We start from the raw sequence: 18,663 nt of genomic DNA, 5'->3' as shown, positions 1-18,663 counted from the left end.
CCGAAGGCATGCCGGAACCCTAACCGCGCGGCGCCCGCCCGCGCAAATCGCCTGCGTCTGTCCGGCGTCGGTGGTCTTTGTCAGAGTGGAACCGTGATTCAGACACTCGCCGTCTCCGGTTACCGATCGCTGCGCGACACCGTCCTGCCGCTCGGCGCCCTCACCGTCGTCACCGGCGCCAACGGCTCCGGCAAGTCCAACCTGTACCGCGCGCTGCGTCTGCTCGCATCCGCCGGCAAGGGCGGTCTCGTCGAGGCCGTCGCCCGCGAGGGAGGCCTGCCGTCGCTGCTGTGGGCGGGCCCCGAAGAGCCCGGCACGGAGGGGACGGTGCGGCGGCATCCGATCGCCCTGCAACTGGGCTTCGCCTCCGACGACCTCGGCTACCTGATCGACCTGGGCCTGCCCCAGTCCGACCGGAAGAGCCTGTTCGCGCGCGACCCCGAGATCAAACGCGAGCAGCTCTTCACGGGAGCGGTGGCCCGGCCCGCGACGCTGCTGATCGACCGGCTCCGCCAGCGCGTGCGCGTGCGCGACGACGCCTGGACGGTGCTCGATCAGGCGCTGGCGCCGTACGAGAGCATCGTGACGGATCTGGGCGACGGCGACACCGGGCTGGAGTTGCTGGGGCTGCGCCGGATCCTCGGCGGCTGGCGCTTCTACGACCATTTCCGCGTCGATGCCGACGCCCCCACGCGCCACCCGCAGGTGGGCACGCGGGCACACACGTTGAGCCACGGCGGGGAGAACCTCGCGGCCGTGTGGGCGACGATCCACGAGGCCGGCGCGGGCGCCGCGCTGGATGCCGAGGTGTCGCGCGCCTTCCCCGGCGCGCGCGTCGAGGTGGTCTCGGACGGCGCGCGGCTGCGGCTGCTGCTGCACCAGCCGGGGCTCCTCCGCCCGCTCGAGACGACCGAGCTGAGCGACGGCACGCTGCGCTATCTGCTGCTGTGCGCCGCGCTCCTGCCGGCGCGCCCGGCATCGCTGCTCGTGCTCAACGAGCCGGAGGCGAGTCTTCACCCCTCGCTGCTCGAGCCACTGGCCCGCCTGGTGCTCGCGGCGTCCGCGCATTCGCAGGTCATCGTCGTGACGCACGCCGCGCCGCTGGTCGACGCGATGACGCGGGCCGGGGCGACGACGCACCGACTCGCGGTGACGCTCGGCGCCACGACCCTCCCCGACCAGGGGATGCTCGACGAGCCGGCGTGGAACTGGGGTTCGCGCTGACACGACCCGCGAACGGTCAGGGGCGCGCGAGCACCGTGGCGGCGAGGGCGCGTGAGCGTGCGCGGCGGATCGCCAGCACCGTGCCGAGAGCACCGACGGCGGCCCACAGCACCAGACCGATCGCGGCATTCAGCAGCTCGTGGAGCGAGCCGCCCACGAGTGCCTGCGCTCCCTGCAGCGCCAGGCTGAGCGGCAGCCCCCCGAGGGGTCCCGCGGCGCTCGGGGTGGTGCCCGGGGAGGTCACGGTGCCCGCGGCGATCACCTGGATCCCCAGCAGCAGGAGCGAGACCACGAGTCCCGCGCGCGGCAGGAACGCCAGGAGCGCCTGGTGCACCAGCGCGAACGAGAGCGCTGTCACCGCCGCGAGCCCCGCGGCCACGAGCGCACGCTCCGGGGCGACACCGGATGCGGCGACGACCGCCCACACCGGCACCGCCTGCACGAGGGCGAGGGGCAGGATCACGAGGGCCGCGGACCGCGCGACGCGTGTCGCGGATGCCGCGGAGGTCAGCGCGGATCGCGCGAACGGACGCAGCGCCAGGAACACGCCGATCGCGCCGAGCCACAGCGCCACCGGGCCGAAGGTCGCGAGCGACGAGGCGAGCGCGCTCGAGGGCCCGCCGGTCGACGACGCATCCACCCCGATGGGGCGCGCCACGACGGATGCGATCTGCTGGAGTTGATCGGTGTCGTAGCGCGGGATCGACGACTGCGCCTGGTCGAGCCCCGCCGCGAGATCGTCGGTGCCGCCGGCGAGGAGGCCCAGGCCGTCGGCGAGCTGGCCGTTGACGCCCGCGAGACGGTCGGCGCCGTCGGCGACCGACCCGAGCGCCGTCGCGAACTCGCCGAGCCCGTCGGCGACCGGGCCGCTGATCGCGGAGATGGCCCCGGCACCGAGCGCGACGGCGGCCGCGGTCTCGGCGTCCGATCCGAGCGCGGTCGCCTGGGCGGCGAGCGCTGCCGCCACCTCATCCGCCCCGGTGCGCAGCTCCGTCAGCCGAGCCGCCACCACGGCGGGATCGGGATCGGGTGCCGCGAGGTACGCCTCGAGCTCGCTCAGCCGCTGGGACTGCACGGCCTGCGCCAGCACGAGCGCGTCGGAGGCGAGTGAGCGTTCGAGCAGGCGTACCGACAGCTCGCCCGAGGCGACGGCTCCGGCCGCCGTCAGCTCGCCGAGCCCGCGCGCGCCGGCCGGCATCTCGGCGAGCACGCCGTCCATCGCGCGCAGCCCGCCGGCGAGCGCCTCGGTGAGGGTCTGGAGCTCAGCGGCGCCGGCGCCCGCACCGGCCACACCGGCACCGATCTGCGACGCGGCGGACGATGCCTGCGCGATGCCGTCCCCCAGGTCGGCGAAGGCCGTGAGGCTTCCCGACACGAACTGCTGCGTCAGCTGCGCCGACACCCCGGCCGGCAGGCTGGCCGACAACGCCTCCGCCACGATCCCGCCGACGAACCCGTGCTGGGTGCTCGTCTCGACACGCAACGCGGCCTGCGTGGGCGCGGCCGTTCCCATGGTCAGGACGTTCGCCGAGAAGTCGGCGGGGATCGTCACGACCGCGAGCACATCGCCGGAGGCGAGCGACGACGACGCCGTCGCCGGATCCGTGAGCATCCAATCGACCGACGTCACCTCGGTGATGAGGTTCTCGGTGAGCAGTTTGCCCGCAGCGACCGGCGGGGTGCTGGTCGTGACGATCTCGTCCAGGTTGACCAGGGCCACCGGGGGCCGCTCGTCGTCGGTCGGCACGAGGGTGATCACGACCAGGAGGGGCGTCAGCACGACGAGCACGAGGACGACGACCGCCTGCCAACGACGCTGACCCCGCGCGGGGGCGCTGATGAGACTCCATAGTGACGTCATCGCTGTCCTCCTCGTGCGTCGACGACGGCGTCGGCGTCCACGCGGACCACGGGTCGGGAGCCCGTGACGGCGGGCCTCCCCGCGCCGGCGAGCACGACGGTCGTGTCCTGGGGCGCTGCCCCGGCGATGACGACGGCCAGGCGTTCGGCGCCGGCACGCCCGGCGATGTCGACGGCGACGATGTCGAGTCCGCTCGCGACGACGACCGCCACGTCGGCGGCCCACCGCTCTGCATCGTCGAGGTCGCCGACGGGCGTTCCCGGCCCGAGGGCGGCCGCGGCCCGACCCGACACGATGTCGGCGAGCGCGTCGAAGACCGAGGCGGCGCGGGCGACGGCAGCGCCGCGGTGCCCCAGACCCACGCCCTCGGCGCGGATCCCCCGTCGCAGGAGCTCGCCCAGCGTGGCGGCGTCGGCGTCGCTTCCGCGCGCCGCGACATACCCCGCGCGCGCCGCGACCGCGCTGCGCTCGAACGGCAGCACGCGCTCGTGCACGACGAGGTTTCCCTCGATCCCCGCCACGCAGCCGGCGAGCGCCGCCACGGTTCGCGCGGCCGGCAGCTCGGGACCGTCGATCAGGAGCAGTGCACCCCGCGGCGCGCGCACGTCGAGAGGCGGACCGCCCTCGATCCGCACGCCGTCGGCGAGGACGCCCGCCGCCGCATCCGCGCCGTCCGGCAGCCCCACGAGCCACTGCCGCTGGGCGCGCATGCGCTCCACGGCCTCCCCCTCGATATCGGCGTCGGGCAGCAGGCGTGCGAGCCAGCCCGGAAGCCACCAGGCGCGATCCCCGAGCATCGCCATGATCGCCGGGATGAGCGTCATCCGCACGATGAACGCATCGATCAGCACGCCCACGGCCAGGGCGAGAGCGAGCGGCTGGATGATCGCGTTGCCGCCCGGGACGAACGAGAAGAACACCGCGAACATGATGAGGGCCGCCGCGGTGACCACGCGCGCCGAGGCTCCGAAGCCCTCCCTGACGGATGCGCGGGCGTCCCCGGTCGCCGCGTACTTCTCGCGCATCCGGGACACGAGGAAGACGTGGTAGTCCATGGCGAGTCCGAAGAGCACGGCCATGACCAGGATGGGCAGGAAGCTGATGACGGGCCCGACCTTGCCGACCCCGAGGATCTCGGCACCCCATCCCCACTCGAAGACGGCGGTCGTGACGCCGAGGGCTGCGCCCACCGACAGCAGATAGCCGAACGTGGCCGACAGCGGCACGGCGATCGAGCGGAACATGATCGTCAACAGCACCAGGCAGAGCCCCACCACGACCACGGCGAACGGGAGGAGCGCCGCACCGAGGCGGTCCGAGATGTCGATCGCGAGCGCGGTCTGACCGGTGACGGCGTAGCCGAAGCCGTGCGCCGCGGCGAAGGCGGGCTCGTCCGCGCGCAGTGTCCGCACGAGCTCGGTGGTGGCATCCGACGACGGCGAGCTTGCCGGGGTGATGGTCAGCACCGCCAGATCGAGCGCCGCGTTGGGGAACGCCTGCGAGACCGCGACCACGTCGGGGATGCCGGAGAAGGCGTCATTCAACGCGCTGAGGGATCCTTCGATGTCGAGCGTGCCCGAGATGTCGGCGGTGACCAGCAGCGGTCCGTTGAAGCCGGGACCGAAACCCTCGTCGAGCAGGTCGTAGGCGATGCGGGCGGGCGAGGTGGGCGGGTCGTAGCCCGCGTCCGGGAGGGTGAGTCGCAGCCCCAGCGCGGGGGTCGCGACCACGAGGAGTCCGAGCACGACGACGCCGATGGTGGCGAGCGGCACCTTGGTGGCCGCGCGCACCCAGAGCGGCGGGGCGGTGCGGGTCCGGGCGCGGCGTCGCACCCGCGGGCGCACGAGCCGGCCGAGCACCGCCAGGAGCGCCGGCAGCAGGGTGACCGCGACGGCGAGGGCGGCGAGGACCGCGCCCGCCGCCCCGAGCCCCATGACTGTGAGGAACGGGATCCCCGCCACCGCGAGCCCGAGCAGGGCGATCATGACGGTGAGCCCGGCGAAGACGACCGCGGTGCCGGCCGTCGCGATCGCCAGCGGGATGGACTCGCGGGCGCTGATCCCCTCCGCCAGCTGCGTGCGATGACGCGACACGATCAGCAGGGCGTAGTCGATGCCGACGGCGAGCCCGAGCATCGTGGCGAGCAGAGGTGCGGTCGACGAGACCGGGGCGAACGCCGCGATGATGAGGATCGAGCTCGACGCCACCACGACGCCGATGACCGCCGTGACCAGCGGCACCCCGGCCGCGATGAACGCGCCGAACGTGATCGCGAGCACGACGAAGGCGATGACGATGCCCGCGATCTCGGTCCAGTTCTCCCCTCCCGCCTCGGCGGTCACGAGGCCGGAGTAGGCGACATCCAGACCGGCGGATGCGGCGGGCGCGGCGGCGGTTTCGACGGCACCGACCAGCGATGCGTCGATGTCCGTCGCCGCGACCGTCAGCTGCACCGTGATGAAGGCCATCCCGCCGTCGGCGGAGATCTGCGCGGGCGTGCCGTCGGATGCGGGCGTCTGCCCGGAGGCGGCCATGGCCACCGGGCACGTGACACCCGCCACCTCGTCGACGACGGCGAGGTTCTCGCAGGCCTGGGCGATCGCGGCGGTGTCCGCCTCCACCGTGGAACCGGCGGGGGCCACCAGCACCACGCGCGCGCTCGCGCCGCTGAGCTGCGGCAGACGCTGCTCCAGCTGGTCGAGCGCCTGCTGCGCGGGGGTGCCGGGGATCTCGAACGTCGAGGCGAGCGTGCCGCCCAGTGCGCTCGCGAGCGCGCTCCCTCCCAACGCCAGCACGACCCACGCGGCGATGACCGCCCAACGGAACCGCACGGCGAAACGCCCGACGCGGTACAGGAATGACGACATCCCCGATCCCCTCCCCGACCGCGCCCCCAGGCACGGCCCCGGGCTCAGGGTAGTGGGTCGGTGCTCCCCCGGCGGACCATGAGCCCGCCGGGGGACGCGCGTCGGCGCGGACGACCGGGATCAGTCGCGGATCTGGGCGCCCCAGCGCTCGGCGGCCACGGCCACGCCGGCGAGTTTCGCGTCGGTCGCCTCGGCGGCGGTGAGGGTGCGGTCGGGCGCGCGGAAGCGCAGCGCGAAGGTCAGGCTCTTCGCCCCTTCCGGCACGCCCTGTCCGCGGTAGTCGTCCACGAGCCGCACCGATTCGAGCAGATCGCCGGCGCCGGCCAGGAGCGCGTCGCGCAGGTCCTGGGCGACGACCGAATCGGGCACGACGAGCGACACGTCCTGCGTCGCGGCCGGGAAGCCCGACAGGGAGGCGGCGACCACGCGGGAGCCCGCCAGGTCGACGAGCAGATCGAGATCGAGCTCGGCCACCGTGACCCGCCCGGGAAGATCGGCAGCCTCGGCGACCGCGGGCAGCAGCTCGCCGACGTAGCCGACCTCCGTCGTGCTCACCAGGACCGTGCCGGTGCGACCGGGGTGCAGCGCCGCGCGCTCGGACTGGCTGACCGAGATCTCGACGCCCGCGGCCGCGGCGATCACGCGCACCGCGTCGATGACGTCGACGAGTCCGGCCTGCTCGGCGGGGCGTCCCGGCTGCTTGGCGGCGACCGACCCCGCCACCAGCAGCGCGACGTGGCGTCGCTGCGGCGGGATGGAGGCATCGAGCTGCGTCAGGGTGGCCGCATCCGGGCGCACCGCCAGCGGCGGGACGGTCGACGTGCCGTAGGCGATGCCGGGCTCGGGCAGGAACACCGATCCGGTCTCGAACAGCGAGAGATCGACGAGGCCGCGGGCGACGTTGCGGTGCGCGACCTGCAGGAGGCCCGGGAGCAGGGAGCGGCGCAGGTAGGGCGCCTGCCCGTCCAGCGCGTTGGCGAGCTTGATGCTCGGCAGGTGCGCGCCCGTGGCGCTGCCGTGCAGATCGTTCTGCTCGGCCGTCGTGAACGGGAACGACGGCGTCTCGACGTACCCGGCGGACGCGAGCGCGTTGGCCACCCGGCGTCGGCCGTGCTGGGCCGCGGTCCAGCCGCGCCCGGGAGGCGCGACGGGCAGCACCGACGGGATGCGGTCGTACCCCTCGATGCGGGCGACCTCCTCGGCCAGCGTCCACTTGTCGGTGAGGTCGGGGCGCCACGACGGCGCATCCACGAACCAGGCATCGCCGGTGTCGTGCACGTCGGCCCCGATGAGCTCGAGGGCCGCGACGACCTGCTCGGGCGTGTAGTCGACCCCGATGAGTCCGGCCACGAAGCCGTAGGGAAGCTCGATCGCCTCGCGCTCCCACTCGCCGCCGATCGCGCCGCCGAGGGTGTCGGCGGTCCCGCCCGCGTACTGCACCATGAGGTCGACGACGCGCTGCGCCGACGCGAACGGCAGGACCGGGTCGACGCCGCGCTCGAAGCGGCGCGACGCCTCGGACGACAGCTTGTGCCGCCGGGCCGTGCGGGCGATCGAGATCGTGTCGAACACGGCCGCCTCGATCAGCACGTTGCTGGTGGCGGGGCCCATCTCGGTGGTCGCGCCGCCCATGACGCCGGCGAGGCCGATGGGCCCGCTGCCGTCCGTGATCAGCAGATCCTCGGCGTGCAGCGTGCGGGTCTGTCCGTCGAGGGTCTCGAGCTTCTCCCCCGCCTCGGCGCGACGCACCGTGATGCCGCCGGTGAGCGCATCCAGGTCGTAGCCGTGGATGGGGCCGCCGAGTTCGAGCATCACGTAGTTCGTGATGTCGATCAGGATGCCGAGCGAGCGGATGCCGGCCAGCGCGAGACGCGTGATCATCCACGGCGGGGTCGGGCGGGAGGCATCGACGCCGCGCACGACGCGGGCGACGAAGGCGGTGGCGCCGATGCGACCGCGGAGCGGTCGGGCGTCGTCGATGACGATCTCGAAGCCCGAGCCCGGCTCATCGATCTCGCGGTCGGCCGGGTCGCGGTACGCGGCGCCCGTGGCGTGCGAGTACTCGCGGGCCACGCCGCGCAGCGACAGGGCGTATCCGCGGTCGGGGGTGACGTTGATCTCCACCGCGACGTCGTCGAGGCCGAGCAGGGCGATGGCATCCGCGCCGACGGGCGCATCGATGCCGAGTTCGACCAGGCGCAGGATGCCGGAGTGCTCGGTGCCGAGCCCCAGTTCCTTCGCCGACGCGATCATGCCGTCCGACACGTGGCCGTAGGTCTTGCGCGCAGCGATGGGGAACGGCCCGGGGAGCACCGATCCCGGCAGGGTCACCACGACCTTGTCGCCGGGGAAGAAGTTGTGCGCGCCGCACACGATGCCGTGCACCGCGTCGCCGCCGTCCGCCGCCGTCTCGCCCTCGGGCGCGACCTGCACCCGGCACCAGCGGATGGTCTTGCCGTTGCTCTGCGGCTCCTCCTCGAACGAGAGCACCTGGCCCACGACGATCGGCCCGCTCAGCTCGAAGCGGTGGATGTCCTCCTCCTCGAAGCCGACGCGCACGAGCGACGCCAGGACGTCCTCGGGGGTCGCCGTCTCCGGCACCTCGACGAACTCACGCAACCACGACAGCGGAACGCGCATCACACCACCATCCCGAACTGCTCGCTGAATCGCACATCGCCCTCGGCCATGTCGCGCATGTCCTTCACGTCGCTGCGGAACATGAGCGTGCGCTCGATGCCCATGCCGAACGCGAAGCCCGAGTACTCCTCGGGGTCGATGCCGGCCGCGCGCAGCACGTTGGCGTTGACCATGCCGCATCCGCCCCACTCGATCCATCGGGCCCCGCCCTTGAAGGTCGGGTGCCAGAGGTCGAGCTCGGCGCTCGGCTCGGTGAAGGGGAAGAAGTTGGCGCGGAACCGGGTCTTGGCCTCGGGTCCGAAGAGCTGGCGCGCGACGTGGTCGAGCGTGCCCTTGAGGTGGGCCATGGTGATGCCCTTGTCGATCACGAGGCCTTCGAACTGGCTGAAGACGGGCAGATGCGTCGCGTCGTACTCGTCGGTGCGATACACGCGCCCCGGGCACACCACGTACACCGGCAGCTCGCGATCGAGCATCGAGCGCACCTGGACGGGGCTCGTGTGCGTACGCATCACCAGGTGACGGTCGACCGGGTCGACGAAGAACGTGTCCTGCATCTGGCGCGCCGGGTGGTCGACGTCGAAGTTGAGCGCGTCGAAGTTGAACCACTCGTGCTCGAGCTCGGGTCCTTCGGCGACCTCCCACCCCATGCCGACGAAGATGTCGCCGATCTGCTCCTGCAGGAGGGTGAGCGGGTGGCGCGCGCCGACCCGCGTGCGCGAGGCCACCGCGGTGATGTCGATCCGCTCGGCCTCCAGCCGCGCGACCGTCTCGGCGGCGACAATCTCGCTCTCGCGTGCGGCGAGCGCCTGCGTGACCCGGCCGCGGGCCTGGCCGACGAGCTTGCCGAACTCGGCCTTGCGGTCGTTCGGGACGTCGCGCAAGCGCGCGTTCAGACGCGCGAGGGGGGCGCCGTCGGCGGCATGCGCCGCGCGCGCATCGCGCAGGGCGGCGGAGTCGGATGCGGCGGCGATCGCGGCCAGCGCGGCATCGACGGCCGCGTTCACCGCTTCCGGGGTGATCTCGTTCTCGGGGGCGTCAGACACGGTGATCGAGTCTACCGGCGGGGGTGGACGACTCGTGGCCGCGAACCCGCCCCCGCCGCTAGTCTGACCCCGACGGTGCTCCGGTGGCGCCACGAGGGGGATCTCATGTGCACGACATTCCAGCTGCGCGCGGACGACGGGTCGGTGGGCGTGGCCCGCACGATGGAGTTCCCCGACATGCTGCACGCGGGGCTCACCGTCATCCCCCGAGGCCTCTCGCTGACCTCCGAGTCCCCCGCCGGCGACGGCGTCACGTGGACCACGCGCTTCGGTGTCGTCGGCATGGATGCGGTGGGCCGCCCGCAGTGGCTCACCGACGGCATGAACGAGGCCGGGCTCTACGCGGGCGCGCTGTACATGCCCGGCTTCGCCTCCTACGAGGAGCCCGCCGCCGATCCCTCGCAGAACCTCGCCGTCCTCGACGCCGTCACCTACGTGCTGACGACCGCGGGCTCGGTCGCGGAGGCGTTCGCGGCCCTCGGCGCCGTGACCGTGTGGGGCCCGACCAATCCCCTCATCGGCGGCGTGCCGCCGTTGCACCTCGTGCTGCACGATGCCAGCGGCGCGAGCGGGGTCGTGGAGTTCGAGGCGGGCGCCCAGCAGCACCGCGACAACCCGCTCGGCGTCGCGACGAACGCGCCCTACCTCGACTGGCACTACAGCAATGTGCGCACCTACCTGCCGAGCCTCAGCGCCGCCAATCCCGCCCCTGTCGAGATCCGCGGCGTCCGCTTCGCGCCGCTCGCGCAGGGACAGGGCTTCGTCGGCCTTCCCGGCGACTCGGGCAGCGCCGGCCGGTTCCTGCGCGCCACGGCGTACGTCATGACCCTGACCCCGGCGCCGGATGCCGCCGGCCTCGAGATGCAGTGCCTGCACGCCCTCAACAACTTCGACATCCCGGCGGGACTCATGACGGGGGTGGCCGCGACCGGCGTCGAGCAGGACGATCAGACGAAGTGGTCCTCGATCGCGAGCCTCACCGCGCGGCGGTACATCGTGCGCATCCAGACGAACCCGACGCCGTTCGTCGTGGATGTCGCCGCCACCGACTTCGACGGCAGCGAACCCCGCCAGCTCGATCTGCAGCCGGGTGGGTTCGCCGCCGTCACGGTGTGAGCGGGGCGCGCGGTCAGATGCCGGAGCCGGCGCTGCCCTGATCGTGTTTGCCGAGGCGGCGCTGCATGACGATCAGCTGCGTGTCGGTGACCTCCTGCGTCGGCTGGCCGGCTCCCGCCACCCGGCCTCCCGTGCGGGCCGACCCGCGCAGGCGCTTCTCGACCATCGTCGCGATGAGCGAGAGCAGCAGGCACAGCCCGATGTAGATCGCCGCGACGACGATCGTGGCGGGCACGATCGGCGAGTCGAGCGCGGCTTGCGAGCCGATGTAGCGGGCGTAGAAGAGGAGCTCCTCGAACGTGATGATGTAGCCGAGCGCCGTGTCCTTGAGGGTCACGACGAGCTGAGCGATGATCACCGGCATCATGGCGCGGATGGCCTGGGGCAGCAGGATCAGCCGCATCACGCCGGCCTTGCGAAGCCCCAACGCGTAGCCCGCCTCGCGCTGGCCGCGCGGAAGCGACTCGACGCCGGCGCGGAACACCTCGGCGAGCACGGAGCCGTTGTACGCGATGAGGGCGATGACGACGGCCCAGTACGGCTCCATGCGTACGCCCAGCACGGGCATGCCGTAGTAGAGCAGGAACATGAAGACGAGGACCGGGATCGCGCGGAGCACCTCGATGACCGCGGTGAACGGCCACCGCACCCAGGCGTGGTCCGACAGCCGGCCGATGGCCAGCACGAAACCGAGCACGAGCGCGCCGACGGCGGCGACGACGAACGCCGACAGCGTGGAGAGCGTCGCCTCCCCGATCTGCACCCAGACGTTCGTGTAGGTGAAAGCCGACCACTTCTCGGCGGTGAACTGGCCGGTCGCTGCGAGGCGCCAGACGAAGAAGCCGATGATGGCGGCCACGACGAGGATCGTGATCGCACCGAGGATCCGGTTGCGGCGGATCGCTCGGGGGCCGGGGAGGTCGTACAGGACGCTGCTCATCGGGCCACCCTCCAACGGTTCTCGAGACTGCGCTGCAACCACGACAGCAGCAGCACGAGGGCGACGAAGATCACGGCCACCCAAACGATGACGATGAGCTGGTTCTCACCGCGCTCGCTGAGGTAGGCGCGCACGGATCCGAGGTTGACGACCGAGAAGCCGGCCGCCACCGTCGTGTTCTTCAGCAGGGCGATGAGCACGCTCATGAGCGGCGGGATCACCGAGCGGAACGCCTGCGGCATCACGACCAGCGTCATGACCTGACCGAAGGTGAGGCCCAGCGCCCGCGCCGCCTCGGCCTGACCGACCGGCACCGTGTTGATGCCGGACCGGATGGTCTCCGCGACGTAGGTCGCGGTGTAGATGCCGAGGGCGCAGATGGCCAGCAGCAGCGGGATGGGGGCCGTCAGGCGCAGGCCGAACAGCGGCGGGAGCGCGAAGGCGAAGGCGAAGAAGACCAGCGTGAGCGGGGTGTTGCGGATCGTGTTGACGTAGAGCGTGCCCATGGCCCGCGCGACCGGGATCGGCGAGACGCGCATCGCACCGACGATCGTGCCGAGCACGAGAGCGAGCACACCGCCCGCGAAGAAGAGGATCAGTGTCCCCAGCAGCCCGTCGAGCCAGATGTCGAGATTGTTCGAGATGACGCCCACACGGGCCTCCTTCCGCGGCGAAGCGGGGGCGGCTCATGCCGCCCCCGCTTCGACTCACTGGTCGACGGAGGGCTGTTCGCCCGAGATCCCCGCCGGGGCGAGGTGGGTGTCGAACAGCGACGTCCAGACGTCACCGCCGTCGGTGAGGAGGGCGTTGATGTGGTCCTTCAGCACCGTGTCGCCCTTGGGGAGGCCGACGCCGTAGCGCTCCTCGCTGAACGGCTCACCGGCGATCTTGAGAGCGTCGGGCTCGAGCGCGACGTAGCCGGCGAGGATCGCCTCATCCGTCGTGATCGCGTCGACCTGCCCCTGCTTCAGCTGCTCGACGCACTGCGAGTAGGTGTCGTTCTCGACGGTGTCGCCGGGAGCGTACTCGTCGCGGATGCGCTGGAGCGGCGTCGAGCCCGTGACCGAGCAGACGACCTTGCCCGCGAGGTCGTCGGGGCCCGTGATCGAGTCGTCATCGGCGGCGACGAGAAGTCCCTGACCGGTGATGAAGTACGGTCCGGCGAAGTCGATCTGCTGCTTGCGCGAGTCGGTGATCGAGTAGGTGCCGACGTAGTAGTCGATGTCGCCGTTGACGATGGCCTGCTCGCGGTTCGCGGACGGGATCGTCTGGTACTCGATCTGGCTCTCGTCGAAGCCCAGCGACGCGGCGATCCACCGGGCGATGTCGACGTCGAAGCCGGTGCGCTCGCCCGAGACGGCGTCCTCGTAGCCGAGGCCGGGCTGATCGTTCTTGACGCCGATGACGACCTTGTCGCGCTCGACCATGCGGTCGTAGGTGGGGCTGCCCTCGAGCGAGACATCCGTGGCGACCTCCCAGAGCGCGTCGCCGCCCTCCTCGGTGGCGCCGCCGCCGACCGTCGGCGAACCGCTGTTGCAGGCGGTCAGTCCGAGGACGGCGACCGCTGCCAGGCCGATGCCTGCGGTGAGTCGAGTGATGCGCATTGTTCTCTCCTTGCTGTGGGGGGATTGGTGCGTGAGGGCGGAAGGCACGACCCGGGTGGGGTCAGTGCGTGATGAGCTTCGAGAGGAAGTCCTTGGCGCGATCGCTCTTGGGCGCGGTGAAGAACTCGTCGGGGGCGGCCTGTTCGACGATCTTGCCCTCGGCCATGAAGACGACCCGGTCGCCGGCCTTGCGCGCGAAGCCCATCTCGTGGGTGACGACGACCATCGTCATGCCGTCTTCGGCGAGCTCGACCATGACGTCGAGGACCTCGTTGATCATCTCGGGGTCGAGCGCGCTCGTCGGTTCGTCGAACAGCATGACCTTCGGCGTCATCGCGAGGGCACGGGCGATGGCCACGCGCTGCTGCTGGCCGCCCGAGAGCTGCGCGGGGAGCTTGTCGGCCTGGTGGCCGACGCCCACGCGGTCGAGCAGGACCTTGGCCTCGCGCACGGCGTCGGCCTTCTTCATCCCCTTGACCTTCATCGGCCCGAGGGTCACGTTCTCGAGGATCGTGAGGTGGGCGAAGAGGTTGAACGACTGGAAGACCATCCCCACGTCGGCCCGCAGGGCGGCCAGCGCCTTGCCCTCGCTCGGCAGCGTCTGCCCGTCGATCGTGATCGTGCCGCTCGTGATGCTCTCGAGCCGGTTGATCGTGCGGCACAGCGTCGACTTGCCCGACCCCGAGGGACCGATGACGACGACGACCTCGCCGCGGTTGACGGTGAGGTCGATGTCGGTGAGCGCCTGGAAATCGCCGTAGTGCTTCTGAACGTCCTCCATGACCACGAGGGGATCCCCGCGGCGCACGCTGATGTTGGACGTCGGCGGCGAGGCATCGGTGGGCGTCATTTCGACAGCCTATGAATGAGGTCCTCGTGCGTCCGTCTCTCTTGACGGATCTCTCACTGACTTCTAACGTTCGCCCCGCCATCGCGGCGGCGGCGACCCGCGTTCAGGAGACGCGCTGCGCGAACGCCGATTCGTACAGGCAGACGCTGGCGGCGGTCGCGAGGTTCAGCGACTCCGCCGACCCGTAGATCGGCAGCCGCAGCGCGGCGTCCGCCAGGGCGAGCGCCTCGTCCTCGAGCCCCCGCGCCTCGTTGCCGAAGAGCCAGGCCGTGGGCTCGGCGAGGAGTCCCGCCGACCGTGCCGCGAGCAGGTCGTCGCCCTTCACGTCGGCGGCGATGATCCGGAGACCCGCTCCGCGGAGGGCGGAGGTGGCCGCATCCAGCTCTCCCCCGCGGGTGATCGGGATGTGGAACAGCGAGCCGGTCGTGGCGCGCACGACCTTCGGGTTGTACGGGTCGACCGTGCGTCCGGTGAGGATCACGGCGTCGGCGCCGGCGGCGTCGGCCGCGCGGATGATGGTGCCGAGGTTTCCGGGGTCGCGCACCTCCTCGCAGATCGCCACGAGCCGCGGTCCGGCCGCGAGCACGTCACGCAACGACGTCGGGAACTGCCGAGCGACGGCGACGATCCCCTGCGGCGTGACGGTGTCGGCCATCGCCTCGAGCACCGACTCGGTCGTGTACTGCACCTCGATGTCGGCATCCGCCGCGGCATCGCGCAGATCGGGATGCCGCTCGAGAGCGGAGGGGGTGGCGAACAACTCGACGATCCCCTCCGGGCGGAAGGCGATCGCCTCGCGCACCGACTGGGGACCTTCGAGGAGGAAGAGTCCGGTCTCGTCCCGCGCACTGCGCTTGGCCAGCTTGGCGACGGCCCGCACTCGCGGCGATCGAGGATTCTCCAGCACGTCTCGATTCTAGAGGGGACGCACCGCGCACGACGAAGGGCGCCCTCCCTGCGGAGAGCGCCCTTCGGAACGTGAGGTCAGGCCGAGGCCTTGGCCGCGTTGACGTCGGTCGGCAGCGCCTGCTTGGCGGTGCCGACGAGCGACGCGAACGTCGCCGGCTCGTTGACCGCGAGGTCGGCGAGCATACGACGGTCGACCTGCACACCCGCGAGGCCGAGGCCCTGGATGAAGCGGTTGTACGTGATGCCGTTCTGACGGGCCGCAGCGTTGATGCGCTGGATCCACAGACGACGGAAGTCGCCCTTGCGCTTGCGACGGTCGCGGTACGCGTAGACGAGGGAGTGGGTGACCTGCTCCTTGGCCTTCCGGTACAGGCGCGAACGCTGTCCGCGGTAACCGGAGGCGCGCTCGAGGATGACGCGACGCTTCTTGTGGGCGTTTACTGCCCGCTTGACTCTAGCCATTTCTTTCCTTACCTAACGTGCGTCGGCGATCAGTGACCGAGGAGCTTCTTGGCGGCCTTCGCGTCACCCGGAGCCAGGACCTGCTCCTGGTTCAGGCGGCGGGTCCGACGGCTCGACTTGCCCTCGAGGTTGTGGCGCATTCCCGCCTGCTGCTTCATGAGCTTGCCGGTTCCGGTCAGCTTGAAGCGCTTCTTGGCACCCGAGTGGGTCTTCTGCTTCGGCATGTTCTCTTCCTTCGTTGTGCTTCCCACCGGAGCGGGAGTCGGGGGGAGCCTATTCGGCTGTGGCGACGGCGCCTTCGTCGTCCAGCGGCGCGTCCTCGGAGCCCGTCCGCGACTGGCGCGCGGCCTCCTTGTTCGCAGCGCGCTGAGCGTTCTGCTCGGCCTTCGCCTCGGACTTGTTCTTGTGCGGGGCGATGACCATGACCATGTTGCGGCCGTCGATCGTGGGGTTGGACTCCACGGTGCCCAGCTCGGCCACATCCTCCGCGAACTTGCGGAGCAGACGCACGCCCTGCTCGGGACGCGACTGCTCGCGGCCTCGGAACAGGATCATGGCCTTCACCTTGTCGCCCGCCTGGAGGAAGCCCTCGGCGCGCTTGAGCTTGGTGATGTAGTCGTGGGCCTCGATCTTCAGTCGGAAGCGGACTTCCTTGAGGATGGTGTTCGCCTGGTTGCGACGCGCTTCCTTGGCCTTCTGCGCAGCCTCGTACTTGAACTTGCCGTAATCCATGATCTTGACCACGGGCGGCTTCGAGTTCGGGGCTACCTCGACGAGATCGAGGTCGGCCTCCTGGGCCAGGCGCAGCGCCACCTCGATGCGGACGACGCCGACCTGTTCACCCGCGGGGCCCACGAGGCGGACCTCGGGAACGCGGATGCGGTCATTGGTGCGGGGATCGCTGATGCGGAACTCCTTCGTGCGGGGGACGCCACCAGGATGCGGAGCAGCCTGGGCGGAAGAAAGAACACGCCACCCGGCACGACGATTCAACGCCGGCTTTCACGCACCCGGTCGACCTCCCGGAGGAGGCGGAGTGCAATGACCCGGTAGCCTGGAACGGCAAGCGCGGGTGGGATGTGATCCTCTTTCGATCGGAGCAGACGCTCCGGTGCTCGCCCACTCTAGCAGAAAGTCGCACATGGACTCGATTCCGAACGACCAGCACATCGCCGACCCCCGTGACGACGCCGAGCGTCACCGGCGCGAGGACGATTGGGAGCGCCAGGAGGCGGCCGCATCCTCTGCCACGCGCGACATCGCCGACGTCCCCGCCGTCGAGGTCATCACGACGACCTCGGTGCACCTGCTGAGCGCGGCGGCCGTCAAGGTGGGGCTCGCCGACGACCCCGAGAACCAGCGGGACCTCGATGAGGCCCGCAAGCTCATCAACGCCCTCGCCGGCCTCATCACGGCGGCCGCGCCCGAGATCAGCGACATGCACGCCCGCTCGCTGCGCGACGGCCTGCGCTCCGTCCAGCTCGCGTTCCGCGAGGCCTCGGTCATCGCCGACCCGATCGGCAAGGGTCCGGGCGAGAAGTGGACCGGCCCCGTCACCTGACGGGCGACGCCGGCCGCCGCCTCATCCCTCGGGAGGAGTGCGGCGGAGCTTGACGGTGAGCGAGTCGACGAGCACCGCGATGCGGTCGTCGGACGCCCAGCGGCGCGCCAGCCGCTGCAGCACGGTGTCGAGTTCCGCACGGTCGAGTCCGTCGACGAGATGGAGCACGACGATCAGCTCGGGGCCGCGCAGGCGCGCCCCGGGATCGCCGGGCGCGACCGAGAGGTCGAGCACCGCCAGCTCAGCGCCGATGCTCTCCTGGAGCCCCGCGAAGACCTCGGGCGAGGTGTGCGCGGGCTCCCACTCGAGGCCCTGACCGATGGCCCAGACCGCCGGGCGGCGCAGCACGAACTCGGTGTCGGAGCCCGGGTCGATCACGATCAGGTCGGTGTCGTCGCTCGCCGCGGCCACCGCCGTCCGCGCGCCGTCCGCGGGGACGGGCCGGGCCTTCGGATCCCACCGCGACATCGCATCGACCGACGAGAACACAGGCTGCACGCGCCGCCCGTCGGGGCCGGCGACCGTGACGATCGAGAGCTCCTGTGTCTTGTCGACCGCGAGGCCGGAGGGGGCGACCCCCTCCTCGCCCTTCTCGGCGACGAGCGGGATCAGCAGTCGCGCCGTGCGGTAGGCGTCGACGACGGCCGCCGCTCCCCCATCCCCGCGATGGAACGCCGTGAGCGCGGCGAGGAGCGCCGGGTCGGCGGATCCGTCGTCGTCGGCGTGGGTGTTGGGCTGGAAGCTCCGGCCCTCCCACGGCACGCCGGCGGAGTCATGACGGCAGGAGTCGTCAGGCTCCGGCGACATCCAGTGCCTCAGCCAGGGTGAACGCACCCGCGTACAGCGCCTTGCCCACGATCGTGCCCTCGACGCCGAGGGGGACGAGCTCGCGCAGGGCCGCGATGTCGTCCAGGCTCGAGATTCCGCCCGAGGCAACGACCGGCTTCGGCGTGCGCGTGGTGACCTCGCGGAGCAGCTCGAGGTTCGGTCCCCGCAGGGTGCCGTCCTTCGTCACGTCGGTGACCACGTAGCGGCTGCAGCCGGCGTCCTCGAGACGATCGAGGACCGTCCACAGGTCGCCGCCCTCGCGGGTCCAACCGCGCGCCGCGAGCGTCGTGCCGCGCACATCCAGGCCCACCGCGACGGCGTCGCCGTAGCGGCTGATGACATCGGCCGCCCACTCGGGGTTCTCGAGTGCCGCCGTGCCGAGGTTGATGCGTGACGCACCCGACTCGAGCGCCGCGTCGAGCGACGCGTCGTCGCGGATGCCGCCGGAGAGCTCGACCTGCACACCCTTGACCTGCTTGATGACCCGGCGCATGACGGCGGCGTTGTTGCCGCGCCCGAAGGCCGCGTCGAGATCCACCAGGTGGATCCAGCGCGCGCCCTGGCGGGCCCATTCGACGGCGGCTTCGACGGGATCGCCGTAGCTCGTCTCGCTGCCGGCCTCGCCCTGCGTGAGGCGGACGGCCTTCCCGTCCGCGACATCGACCGCGGGCAGGAGGATCAGTTCGGGGGTGGACGCGAAATCGTTCATGGCTCCTCGGGCACCGGCTCGGGGAACATCCCCGGCGTAGGGCACG

Annotated in this window: 17 protein-coding genes; 3 read left to right on the top strand and 14 right to left on the bottom strand. The window is 71.5% G+C overall.

The window, feature by feature from the left end:
- The first annotated feature begins 93 nt into the window (after positions 1-93).
- The gene (locus AB0N73_RS11680) at positions 94-1,224 is read left to right on the top strand and encodes an AAA family ATPase (RefSeq protein WP_363563593.1); all 1,131 of its coding nucleotides are present in this window, start codon (positions 94-96) and stop codon (positions 1,222-1,224) included.
- Between the two features lie 16 nt (positions 1,225-1,240).
- Here the strand turns inward: AB0N73_RS11680 and AB0N73_RS11675 are convergent, their stop codons facing one another.
- The 4 genes from AB0N73_RS11675 to pheS form a co-directional block, all read right to left on the bottom strand.
- A complete protein-coding gene (locus AB0N73_RS11675; protein WP_363563591.1) occupies positions 1,241-3,085 on the bottom strand; it encodes a hypothetical protein in 1,845 nt (614 codons plus the stop codon).
- Positions 3,082-5,952 carry an MMPL family transporter gene (locus AB0N73_RS11670; RefSeq protein ID WP_363563589.1) on the bottom strand — a complete coding sequence of 957 codons (2,871 nt, stop codon included), beginning with the start codon at positions 5,950-5,952 and terminating at the stop codon, positions 3,082-3,084. Before AB0N73_RS11670 ends, AB0N73_RS11675 begins: the two co-directional genes overlap by 4 nt.
- A gap of 120 nt (positions 5,953-6,072) precedes the next feature.
- Entirely contained in the window at positions 6,073-8,592 is a 2,520-nt protein-coding gene (gene pheT / locus AB0N73_RS11665; protein WP_363563587.1) for a phenylalanine--tRNA ligase subunit beta, read from the bottom strand.
- Positions 8,592-9,638: a phenylalanine--tRNA ligase subunit alpha gene (gene pheS, locus AB0N73_RS11660; RefSeq protein ID WP_363563585.1), complete on the bottom strand. Its 1,047-nt coding sequence runs from the start codon at positions 9,636-9,638 to the stop codon at positions 8,592-8,594. The genes pheT and pheS overlap by 1 nt, the downstream gene beginning before the upstream one ends.
- 105 nt (positions 9,639-9,743) lie before the next feature.
- Here pheS and AB0N73_RS11655 point away from each other — a divergent pair, with 105 nt between their 5' ends.
- Positions 9,744-10,754, top strand: coding sequence for a linear amide C-N hydrolase (locus AB0N73_RS11655; RefSeq protein ID WP_363563583.1), 1,011 nt, complete (start codon positions 9,744-9,746; stop codon positions 10,752-10,754).
- A gap of 13 nt (positions 10,755-10,767) precedes the next feature.
- On the opposite strand, the gene AB0N73_RS11650 is transcribed toward AB0N73_RS11655, so the two are convergent.
- From AB0N73_RS11650 to infC, 8 genes are all read right to left on the bottom strand, one after another.
- Entirely contained in the window at positions 10,768-11,694 is a 927-nt protein-coding gene (locus AB0N73_RS11650; protein ID WP_363563581.1) for an amino acid ABC transporter permease, read from the bottom strand.
- Positions 11,691-12,347, bottom strand: coding sequence for an amino acid ABC transporter permease (locus tag AB0N73_RS11645; protein WP_363563579.1), 657 nt, complete (start codon positions 12,345-12,347; stop codon positions 11,691-11,693). The genes AB0N73_RS11650 and AB0N73_RS11645 overlap by 4 nt, the downstream gene beginning before the upstream one ends.
- A 54-nt stretch (positions 12,348-12,401) precedes the next feature.
- Complete coding sequence (locus AB0N73_RS11640; RefSeq protein WP_363563577.1) at positions 12,402-13,298, bottom strand: glutamate ABC transporter substrate-binding protein; 897 nt, start codon at positions 13,296-13,298, stop codon at positions 12,402-12,404.
- Positions 13,299-13,359: 61 nt separating this feature from the next.
- Complete coding sequence (locus AB0N73_RS11635) at positions 13,360-14,148, bottom strand: amino acid ABC transporter ATP-binding protein (RefSeq protein WP_363563575.1); 789 nt, start codon at positions 14,146-14,148, stop codon at positions 13,360-13,362.
- 103 nt (positions 14,149-14,251) lie between these two features.
- A complete protein-coding gene (locus AB0N73_RS11630) occupies positions 14,252-15,055 on the bottom strand; it encodes an RNA methyltransferase (protein ID WP_363563573.1) in 804 nt (267 codons plus the stop codon).
- A 77-nt stretch (positions 15,056-15,132) separates the two neighbouring features.
- Complete coding sequence (rplT, locus tag AB0N73_RS11625; RefSeq protein WP_363563570.1) at positions 15,133-15,519, bottom strand: 50S ribosomal protein L20; 387 nt, start codon at positions 15,517-15,519, stop codon at positions 15,133-15,135.
- A gap of 29 nt (positions 15,520-15,548) precedes the next feature.
- Positions 15,549-15,743 (bottom strand): 50S ribosomal protein L35, encoded by a 195-nt coding sequence (gene rpmI / locus AB0N73_RS11620; protein ID WP_363563568.1) that lies wholly within the window; start codon positions 15,741-15,743, stop codon positions 15,549-15,551.
- A gap of 49 nt (positions 15,744-15,792) precedes the next feature.
- Positions 15,793-16,425 (bottom strand): translation initiation factor IF-3, encoded by a 633-nt coding sequence (infC, locus tag AB0N73_RS11615; RefSeq protein WP_363563621.1) that lies wholly within the window; start codon positions 16,423-16,425, stop codon positions 15,793-15,795.
- 235 nt (positions 16,426-16,660) lie between these two features.
- On the opposite strand from infC, the gene AB0N73_RS11610 reads away from it, so the two are divergent.
- Positions 16,661-17,080, top strand: a complete 420-nt coding sequence (locus tag AB0N73_RS11610; RefSeq protein ID WP_363563566.1) for a DUF1844 domain-containing protein — start codon at positions 16,661-16,663, stop codon at positions 17,078-17,080.
- A 21-nt stretch (positions 17,081-17,101) separates the two neighbouring features.
- Here the strand turns inward: AB0N73_RS11610 and AB0N73_RS11605 are convergent, their stop codons facing one another.
- Together AB0N73_RS11605 and priA are read right to left on the bottom strand one after the other, a co-directional pair.
- On the bottom strand, positions 17,102-17,887 hold the full coding sequence (locus tag AB0N73_RS11605; protein ID WP_363563564.1) for an SseB family protein: 786 nt from the start codon (positions 17,885-17,887) through the stop codon (positions 17,102-17,104).
- Positions 17,871-18,617: a bifunctional 1-(5-phosphoribosyl)-5-((5-phosphoribosylamino)methylideneamino)imidazole-4-carboxamide isomerase/phosphoribosylanthranilate isomerase PriA gene (priA, locus tag AB0N73_RS11600; protein ID WP_363563562.1), complete on the bottom strand. Its 747-nt coding sequence runs from the start codon at positions 18,615-18,617 to the stop codon at positions 17,871-17,873. Before priA ends, AB0N73_RS11605 begins: the two co-directional genes overlap by 17 nt.
- Between the last annotated feature and the right edge of the window lie 46 nt (positions 18,618-18,663).

It is taken from the genome of Microbacterium sp. NPDC089189, assembly GCF_040685095.1.
Taxonomy (GTDB): Bacteria; Actinomycetota; Actinomycetes; order Actinomycetales; family Microbacteriaceae; genus Microbacterium.
This window is presented reverse-complemented; position numbering and strand designations above follow the sequence as displayed.